At 67.5% G+C, this 7,081-nt stretch carries 6 protein-coding genes; 4 read left to right on the top strand and 2 right to left on the bottom strand.

Annotated elements, in window-relative coordinates; genetic code table 11:
• Nucleotides 1-58 precede the first annotated feature (58 nt).
• Nucleotides 59-1,474, bottom strand: a complete 1,416-nt coding sequence (gene hisS, locus AC5JDC_RS06690; protein WP_495840250.1) for a histidine--tRNA ligase — start codon at nt 1,472-1,474, stop codon at nt 59-61.
• A gap of 579 nt (nt 1,475-2,053) precedes the next feature.
• Here hisS and AC5JDC_RS06685 point away from each other — a divergent pair.
• The gene (locus AC5JDC_RS06685; RefSeq protein ID WP_106773565.1) at nt 2,054-2,272 is read left to right on the top strand and encodes a hypothetical protein; all 219 of its coding nucleotides are present in this window, start codon (nt 2,054-2,056) and stop codon (nt 2,270-2,272) included.
• 1,019 nt (nt 2,273-3,291) lie between these two features.
• Here AC5JDC_RS06685 and AC5JDC_RS06680 read toward each other — a convergent pair.
• Nucleotides 3,292-3,924: a DNA-3-methyladenine glycosylase I gene (locus tag AC5JDC_RS06680; RefSeq protein ID WP_495840247.1), complete on the bottom strand. Its 633-nt coding sequence runs from the start codon at nt 3,922-3,924 to the stop codon at nt 3,292-3,294.
• A 234-nt stretch (nt 3,925-4,158) separates the two neighbouring features.
• Here AC5JDC_RS06680 and AC5JDC_RS06675 point away from each other — a divergent pair, with 234 nt between their 5' ends.
• The 3 genes from AC5JDC_RS06675 to AC5JDC_RS06665 all read left to right on the top strand — a co-directional run bounded on the left by AC5JDC_RS06675 (nt 4,159) and on the right by AC5JDC_RS06665 (nt 6,904).
• The gene (locus AC5JDC_RS06675; protein WP_495840245.1) at nt 4,159-4,962 is read left to right on the top strand and encodes a L,D-transpeptidase; all 804 of its coding nucleotides are present in this window, start codon (nt 4,159-4,161) and stop codon (nt 4,960-4,962) included.
• Between the two features lie 199 nt (nt 4,963-5,161).
• Nucleotides 5,162-6,097 carry a bifunctional 5,10-methylenetetrahydrofolate dehydrogenase/5,10-methenyltetrahydrofolate cyclohydrolase gene (locus AC5JDC_RS06670; RefSeq protein ID WP_106773625.1) on the top strand — a complete coding sequence of 312 codons (936 nt, stop codon included), beginning with the start codon at nt 5,162-5,164 and terminating at the stop codon, nt 6,095-6,097.
• Nucleotides 6,098-6,229: 132 nt separating this feature from the next.
• On the top strand, nt 6,230-6,904 hold the full coding sequence (locus AC5JDC_RS06665; RefSeq protein ID WP_495840243.1) for a DUF2161 domain-containing phosphodiesterase: 675 nt from the start codon (nt 6,230-6,232) through the stop codon (nt 6,902-6,904).
• Nucleotides 6,905-7,081: the final 177 nt, after the last annotated feature.

The raw sequence follows: 7,081 nt of genomic DNA, 5'->3' as shown, positions 1-7,081 counted from the left end.
CCCCCCTTGCGGGGGAGATGTCCGGCAGGACAGAGGGGGGTGCGAAGGAGCGCGCACCCTAGCCGCCATTAGTCCGGTCGACGGCCTGCGCGTCGAGCACTTTTCGCACTGCATCGACAAGCTCGGCTTCCGGCACCGAAAACTGCGCCGGGCGGCCTTCGCGCCAGGCGGCATTGTCGGCGATTTCCTTCGACAACTGCTCGCCGAGCGCCATGTCCTTGATCTGCACCTGCGCTAAAGCCCGCTCGTCGCCGCCCTGGATCACCACGCAGGGCGCGCCGCGCCGGTCGGCATATTTCATCTGCGGCTTCATGCCGGAGCCGCCGAGATACATTTCGGCGCGGATGCCGGCCTGGCGCAGCGAGGAAACCATCTTCTGGTAGCGGCCGAGGCTTTCCGTGTCGCGGTCCATGACCAGCACGACGACCGGGCCGACCACCTCGGAAGCACCGAGCTTGCCGAGATTCTTCAGCGCCGTCATCAGCCGCGACACGCCGATGGAAAAACCCGTCGCCGGCACCGGCTCGCCGCGGAAGCGCGACACCAGCCCGTCGTAGCGACCGCCGCCGCCGACCGAGCCGAAGCGCACGACCTGGCCTTCCTCGTTGGGGATCTCGGCCAAAAGCTCGGCCTCGAAGACCGGGCCGGTGTAGTATTCGAGGCCGCGGACGACGGAGGGGTCGATGCGGATACGGTCGCCGTATCCTCCCTGGTCAACGAGTTCGGCTATCGTGGCGAGCTCTTCGAGACCTTGGTGAGCTATTTCGGACCCTTGCGTATAGAAGCTAATCGTCGAGAAGGTTCCGGCTAAACTGTCTCTAAGGCCTTCGAGCACACCGACTATCTTATCAATTTGTTTTGGGTTTAATTCTGCGCCCTTCGTGAAGTCTCCACTCTCATCCATGCGCCCCTTTGCTAGAAGTTGACGCACACCTTGGATTCCAAATTTATCGAATTTATCGACGGCTCTAAGTACAGCTAATTTTCTTGCTGCATTTTCTTCACCACCAAGGCCGGCCGCATCGAGGACACCATCCCATATTTTGCGATTATTAATCCGTATGACGTAGTCGCCGCGCTCGATGCCCAGCGCCTCCATCACGTCGGCCATCATCATCGCCATCTCGGCGTCGGCGGCCACGCCCGGCGTGCCGACCGTATCGGCGTCGAACTGCATGAACTGGCGGAAGCGGCCCGGTCCCGGCTTCTCGTTGCGGAACACCCAGCCCCATTTGTAGGAGCGGAAGGGTTTTGGCAGCTTGTCCCAGTTTTCCGCCACGAAGCGCGCCATCGGCGCGGTGAGGTCGTAGCGCAGCGACAGCCACTGCTCGTCGTCGTCCTGGAAGGAGAACACGCCCTCGTTCGGCCGGTCCTGGTCGGGCAGGAATTTTCCCAGCGCGTCGGTGTATTCGATCATCGGCTGGTCGAACGGCTCGAAGCCGTAGAGCTCGTAGACCGCGCGGATCTTGGCCATCATCTCCTCGACGGCGCGGATGTCGTCGGGGAAGCGGTCGGCAAACCCGCGCGGCAGGCGCGCCTTCGTCTTGTCCGTGCTGGCCATGGCGGTCTCGTTTCATCGGGGTCTTGGCGGCGCCGCCGTCCTAGCGGATGGCGCCCCCTGCGGCAAGGCTTGTGGCTTCATGTCGGCAGGGCCTCTTTTCCTCGACGCAGGGGCATTTGCGCATGAGACATCGCGACGAATTCATGCGCCGCGTACCCCCACCCCTGACCCCTCCCCTCAAGGGGGAGGGGAACTTTGCGGCCGCCATGCCAGGCGAACCGTCGACGATCGGCGTCAGGCGGAGGTGCAAGCCAGTCCCCCTCTCCCTTGCGGGGAGGGGTCAGGGGTGGGGGTAGTTCCATATGCGGCTCCCTGCAGCCGTTAACCATTGCGGCACAACCGCCGCGATCATTCCGCACAGCCGCCACAAAGGGGCCTTCGTTCCGTAACCGTCCGAAACTACACGGAAACATGCCCCCGGTTGCACGGCACGGGACGGTTACCCGTCCATGAGAAAAGCCCTGGCAACCGAACAGACCGGAAGCAACGACCATGTCCGCCCTCCTCAAGACCGCAGCCCGCGACGCCTCGTGCCGGAAGCCGGACGACTTTGCCTTCGGCGGCTTCGGGCCGGACGCGGACGAGGCGGTGGCCGGCGGGCAGCTCGGCGGCGCGGCGCTCACCATGCTGCTGGTGCTGTATCCGGCGGTCGCCTCGGTCGCGGTGGTGCTCGCCGCCTTCATGCTGTCGGGCTCCGGCATCGCGGCGTAGGCCGGGCGCCGGCGTTTTCCAACCGCTTTCGCCTGCTCGGGCGCCTTCTCCCGCAAGGGAGGACAAGGCGCGCGACGCCGCGATGTCTGTGCCAAGCTCCCCCTCTCCGTCTCGGGCTCCGCCCTCGACACCTCTCCCCCACTCCGTGGGGGCGAGGAACCCAGGCTGGAGGAGCGCCGGCATCGCGGCAGCGGTTCCTCGCCCCCGCAGGGGGAGAGGTGTCGAGGGCAAAGCCCGAGACGGAGAGGGGGAAGCGGAGAGGGGGAAGCGCCGGGGACAGTTTACTTTTTTCGGCCCGCGCGACCTTTGAACCGCCGTGCCTTTCTGCCGAAAGAAAGTAAACTGTCCCCTGAGCATACGCCGTCCTCGCCACGCCCTGCATCGCAGTCTGGCCATTGAGAAGATCGGGAAGACGGGCGGCCGCAGGATCGCTCATCTAATTTTATATGCGACCTTTCGGCCGCCCGTCCGGTGCTTCTTCGCCGCTTCATTTCCGGGTCATGGGATCGTACTCGCTACTCCGGCTTAAGTGACGCCGGCGATATCCCGCTCATGACGGCTCCTCAGGCCATACCGGAGCCCCGTCCCGCTCAAGGACGGGATCGTTGGAAACTCTGAAGCAGCGCCGGACCTCGCGGCCACGTTAGCCGCTACCTTCCGGACACCGATCCCTCCCCGCAGACCACCGTCATGATCGGCGTTCCCGCAGGAGGGACTGGGCGCAAGGATAAGGGAGGCGGAGAGGCAGGGGATAAAATGCCGCGAAAAGCACCTGCCGCATCGCCGCGAGCTTCGCGGCGAGGACGGGTAAGTGCCGGGGACAGTTTACTTTTTTCGGCCCGCGCGACCTCTGAACTGCCGCGCCTTTCTGCCGAAAGAAAGTAAACTGTCCCCTCTCCCAGGCCTATCGGATTCACACATCTGGAAACTGGCTTGCCGGCATTGCCGAAGAGATTTTTGCACTGGCTTTGGCTTCACCACCTCCGAGACATCAAAGCCAGCGCAGAAACTTCTCACGATCACGCAGGCCCCGGCCGCCGGAACGCCGCGCGGTCGCGCTCGACGGCGGCGCGGCAGTGGCAGCCCTCGATATGGTCGTTGACCAGGCCCATGGCCTGCATGAAGGCGTAGACGGTGGTCGGGCCGACAAAGGTCCAGCCGCGCTTCTTCAGCTCCTTCGAGATCAGCGTCGAGGTCTCCGTCGTCGGCATGGCGGCGAGCGTGGCGCGGTCGAGTTTTCGCGGCCGCTGATCAGGGCGCGGCTCAAAGGCCCAGAACCAGGCGGCGAGCGACCCCGCCTCGGCCACGAGGTCCTGGGCGCGGCGGGCGTTGTTGATGGTGGATTCGATCTTGCCGCGATGGCGCACGATGCCGGGGTTTTGCAGCAGCCGCTCGACGTCCTTCTCGTCGAACCTGGCGACCTCGTCGAAGTCGAAGCCGGCGAAAGCGGCGCGGAAATTCTCGCGCTTGCGCAGGATCGTCAGCCAGGACAGGCCGGACTGGAAACCCTCGAGGCAGATCTTCTCGAACAGCCGGCGGTCGTCGGCGACCGGGCGGCCCCATTCGTGGTCGTGGTAGTGGCGGTAGTCGTCGCGGTCGCCCGCCCAGAAGCAGCGCGCCACGCCGTCGGAACCCTCGATCAGCCCTGTCATCGGCTCTTTCCAACCCTTTCGTCGATTCGTTAACGCGTCCCGCGGCGCGTTGACCGCGCCTTTACCAGTCCGCTGAACCGGCCGGTAACCACGCCGGAAGGTTTATGGAAAACCACGCATTTTAGCCAACCCGATTCACCTTTCGGTTCCTGCTTGCCGTCACGCTCCTGACAGGACGAGGGCGCGGTCCGCCCCGCCGCAGACCAATTCGCGATCAGGTGACGAGTACGCGTAATGATCAGAAGCAGGCTTCTTCTTCTCTGTACGGCCGCGCTTGCCGGGCTGGCGGCGGCGCCGGCCGGCGCCGGCCAGCGCTACGGCGAGCGGCCGCCGGTGGTGGTCAGCCCCGACCTGTCGGCGCCGTGGGTGATGCAGCTCGGCCGCCAGCCCGGCCGCAAGCTGTCGCAGCGCGACACCGGCTACGGCGTCCATGTGCAGCCGCGCGCCGAGCAGCGGCGGGTGCAGCGCAACGCCCAGCCGCGGCGCGAGGTGCGGCGGCAGGGGCTCGGCCTGTTCGGGCAGGATCCGGTGCGCACCGCCGCCGTGCCGGCGCCGCGCAAGAAGGAAATCCGGCCGCAGATGGACCCGATGTACCTGCCGCAGCAGGTCGAGTATTCCGGCGGCGAGAAGCCCGGCACCATCGTCATCGATACCGGCTCGAAATTCCTCTACCTCGTCCAGGCCGGCGGCAAGGCGCGGCGCTACGGCGTCGGTGTCGGCCAGGAAGGCATGGTGTGGACCGGCACGCAGAAAATCTCTCGCAAGGCGGCGTGGCCGGACTGGCGCCCGCCGGCCGAGATGATCGTGCGCGAGCGCGCCAAGGGCCGCCATTTGCCGACCTACATGGCCGGCGGCCCGGAAAATCCGCTCGGCGCGCGTGCGCTCTATCTCGGCTCGACGCTCTACCGCATCCACGGCACCAACGCGCCGTGGACGATTGGCACCAACGTGTCGTCGGGCTGCATCCGGCTGCGCAACGAGGACGTGGTCGACCTCTACGAGCGCGTCGGCGTCGGCACCAGGGTGGTGGTCATGTGAGGCAACCGGGCCGCCGCGACGGGGACGGCGCGGCTGGAAGAAGCGAGCGGGGGCCGCTTTCTCCGACCCGGAAGCAAGGGCAGCGCGGGCGACCGCGCTGCCCTTGGGCTTTGCGGCGGAAGGAGTCGCGCCGCCGTCGCATCCGCCCTATATGGAGCGGGCGCGCAGCCCTTATGATCATTCCTCCCGGAGCCATCGCATGCCGACAGCCGACGACCACCGCTACCTGAAGGGCGCCCCCGTGGCCGCCCGCATCCTCGCCGAGGTGCGCGCCGAGGCCGAGCGCGCCACGGCCGAGGGGTTCCGGCCGAAGCTGGTGTCGATCACCGTCGGCGACGTCGCCGCCGTCGACGTCTATGTGCGCAACCAGCGCTCCAAGGCGGAAGCCGCCGGCATCGACTTCGAGGAGCGGCGCTTTCCGGCGGAGATCTCGGCCGACGAGCTGGAGGCGGCGATCCACGGCATGAACGCCGACCCGCGCATCACCGGCATCATTATCCAGCGGCCGGTTCCGGCGCACATCCCGATCAAGGCGATCCAGGCGGCCGTCCACCCGCTCAAGGACGTGGAAGGCATGCACCCGGCCTCGATCGGCAACATCGTCTACAACGAGCTCGACCTGGCGCCCTGCACCGCCGCCGCCTCGGTGGAGATGCTGAAGGCGACCGGGCTGGAGCTGAAGGGGCTGGAGGTGGTGATCGTCGGCCATTCCGAGATCGTCGGCAAGCCGATCGCCTTCCTGCTGATGAGCGAGGGGGCGACGGTGACGGTGTGCCACCACATGACCCGCTCGGTGGCCGCGCACGCCCGGCGCGCCGACGCGTTGTTCGTGGCGGTCGGCAGGCCGCGCCTGATCAAGGCCGACATGGTCAAGCCGGGTGCCGCGGTGATCGACATCGGCATCAACAGCGAGGCGACCGCCGACGGCGGCACGCGCATCGTCGGCGACGTCGACACCGAGAGCGTCAGGGAGGTCGCCTCCTGGATCACGCCGGTGCCGGGCGGCGTCGGGCCGGTGACGGTGGCGATCCTGCTGAGAAACACGATGGTGGCGCTGCAGCGGCAGCGCGCGCTCTACCGCTCGACCTACCAGGCGGACGCCAACTCAAGCGTGCGCCGGCTGCGGGCGGGCTGACGGCGGGTCGGCGACGGCTTTGCCCCACGGGCAGAGACCGTCCCCTCTCACCCGGCCTCCGCTTCCCCAAGCAGGTGACGCGGCGCGCCGAATCGGACAGATTCGGGCGCTTCCTCCACGCGCGACGAGGCGATGCTCGAGACCGCACTCTATCTGCCGGTAAAACGCTTCCTCGAAAACCTCGGCTACGAAGTGAAGGGCGAGGTCGGCGGCTGCGATCTGGTGGCGCTGAGCCCGGGATCGCCGCCGGTGGTCGTGGTGTGCGAGCTGAAGCTGCAGTTCAACCTGGAACTGGTGCTGCAGGGCGTAGACCGCATGGCGGCCTGCGATGAGGTGTGGCTGGCCGCGGCGCTGTCGGCGCGCGGCAAGGGGCGCGAGGCGGACAAGCGCTTCCGCAACCTGTGCCGGCGGCTCGGCTTCGGGCTCCTGGGCGTGGCCGCCGACGGCGCGGTGCACATCCTGCTCAGCCCCGCCGCCCTGCCGCCGCGCCGCGACCCGCGCCGGCGCTCGCGGCTGGTCGACGAGCACAGCCGCCGCCAGGGCGACCCGGCGGTCGGCGGCGGCTCGCGCGCGCCGATCATGACCGCCTACCGGCAGCAGGCGCTGGCCTGCGCCGCCGCGCTGGCCGACGGCCCGAAGCGACCGCGCGACCTCAAGGCCGGGGCACCGCTTGCGGCATCGATCCTGCGCCGCAACGTCTATGGCTGGTTCGAGCGGGCGCAATGGGGCGTCTATGCGCTCACCGATGCCGGGCGGCAGGCGCTGGAGCGCTGGCCGCAGCCGAGCGTGCGGCAAGCGGCGGAGTAGCGGCGGGGGACGCCTTATGCTCGACGGCTTTGGGCTTTGAGCTTCCGTTCCGTAGTCCGCCATCTCACAGGGCCCCCTCTCCGTCTCGGGCTCCGCCCGAGACACCTCTCCCCCGCTTCGCACTACGGCATGCACACATCTTGGTCGTTTGTGGTGCGGCGGATTGACTCGGTGGCG

This window comes from Kumtagia sp. (assembly GCF_059502445.1).
This window is presented reverse-complemented; position numbering and strand designations above follow the sequence as displayed.

What these genes read in the sequence shown, in the direction of transcription:
- hisS (WP_495840250.1), bottom strand. Translation starts at nt 1,474, where the DNA reads ATGGCCAAGATCCGCGCGGTCTACGAGCTCTACGGCTTCGAGCCGTTC.
- AC5JDC_RS06670 (WP_106773625.1), top strand. Translation starts at nt 5,162, where the DNA reads ATGCCGACAGCCGACGACCACCGCTACCTGAAGGGCGCCCCCGTGGCC.
- AC5JDC_RS06685 (WP_106773565.1), top strand. Translation starts at nt 2,054, where the DNA reads ATGTCCGCCCTCCTCAAGACCGCAGCCCGCGACGCCTCGTGCCGGAAG.
- AC5JDC_RS06675 (WP_495840245.1), top strand. Translation starts at nt 4,159, where the DNA reads ATGATCAGAAGCAGGCTTCTTCTTCTCTGTACGGCCGCGCTTGCCGGG.
- AC5JDC_RS06680 (WP_495840247.1), bottom strand. Translation starts at nt 3,924, where the DNA reads ATGACAGGGCTGATCGAGGGTTCCGACGGCGTGGCGCGCTGCTTCTGG.
- AC5JDC_RS06665 (WP_495840243.1), top strand. Translation starts at nt 6,230, where the DNA reads ATGCTCGAGACCGCACTCTATCTGCCGGTAAAACGCTTCCTCGAAAAC.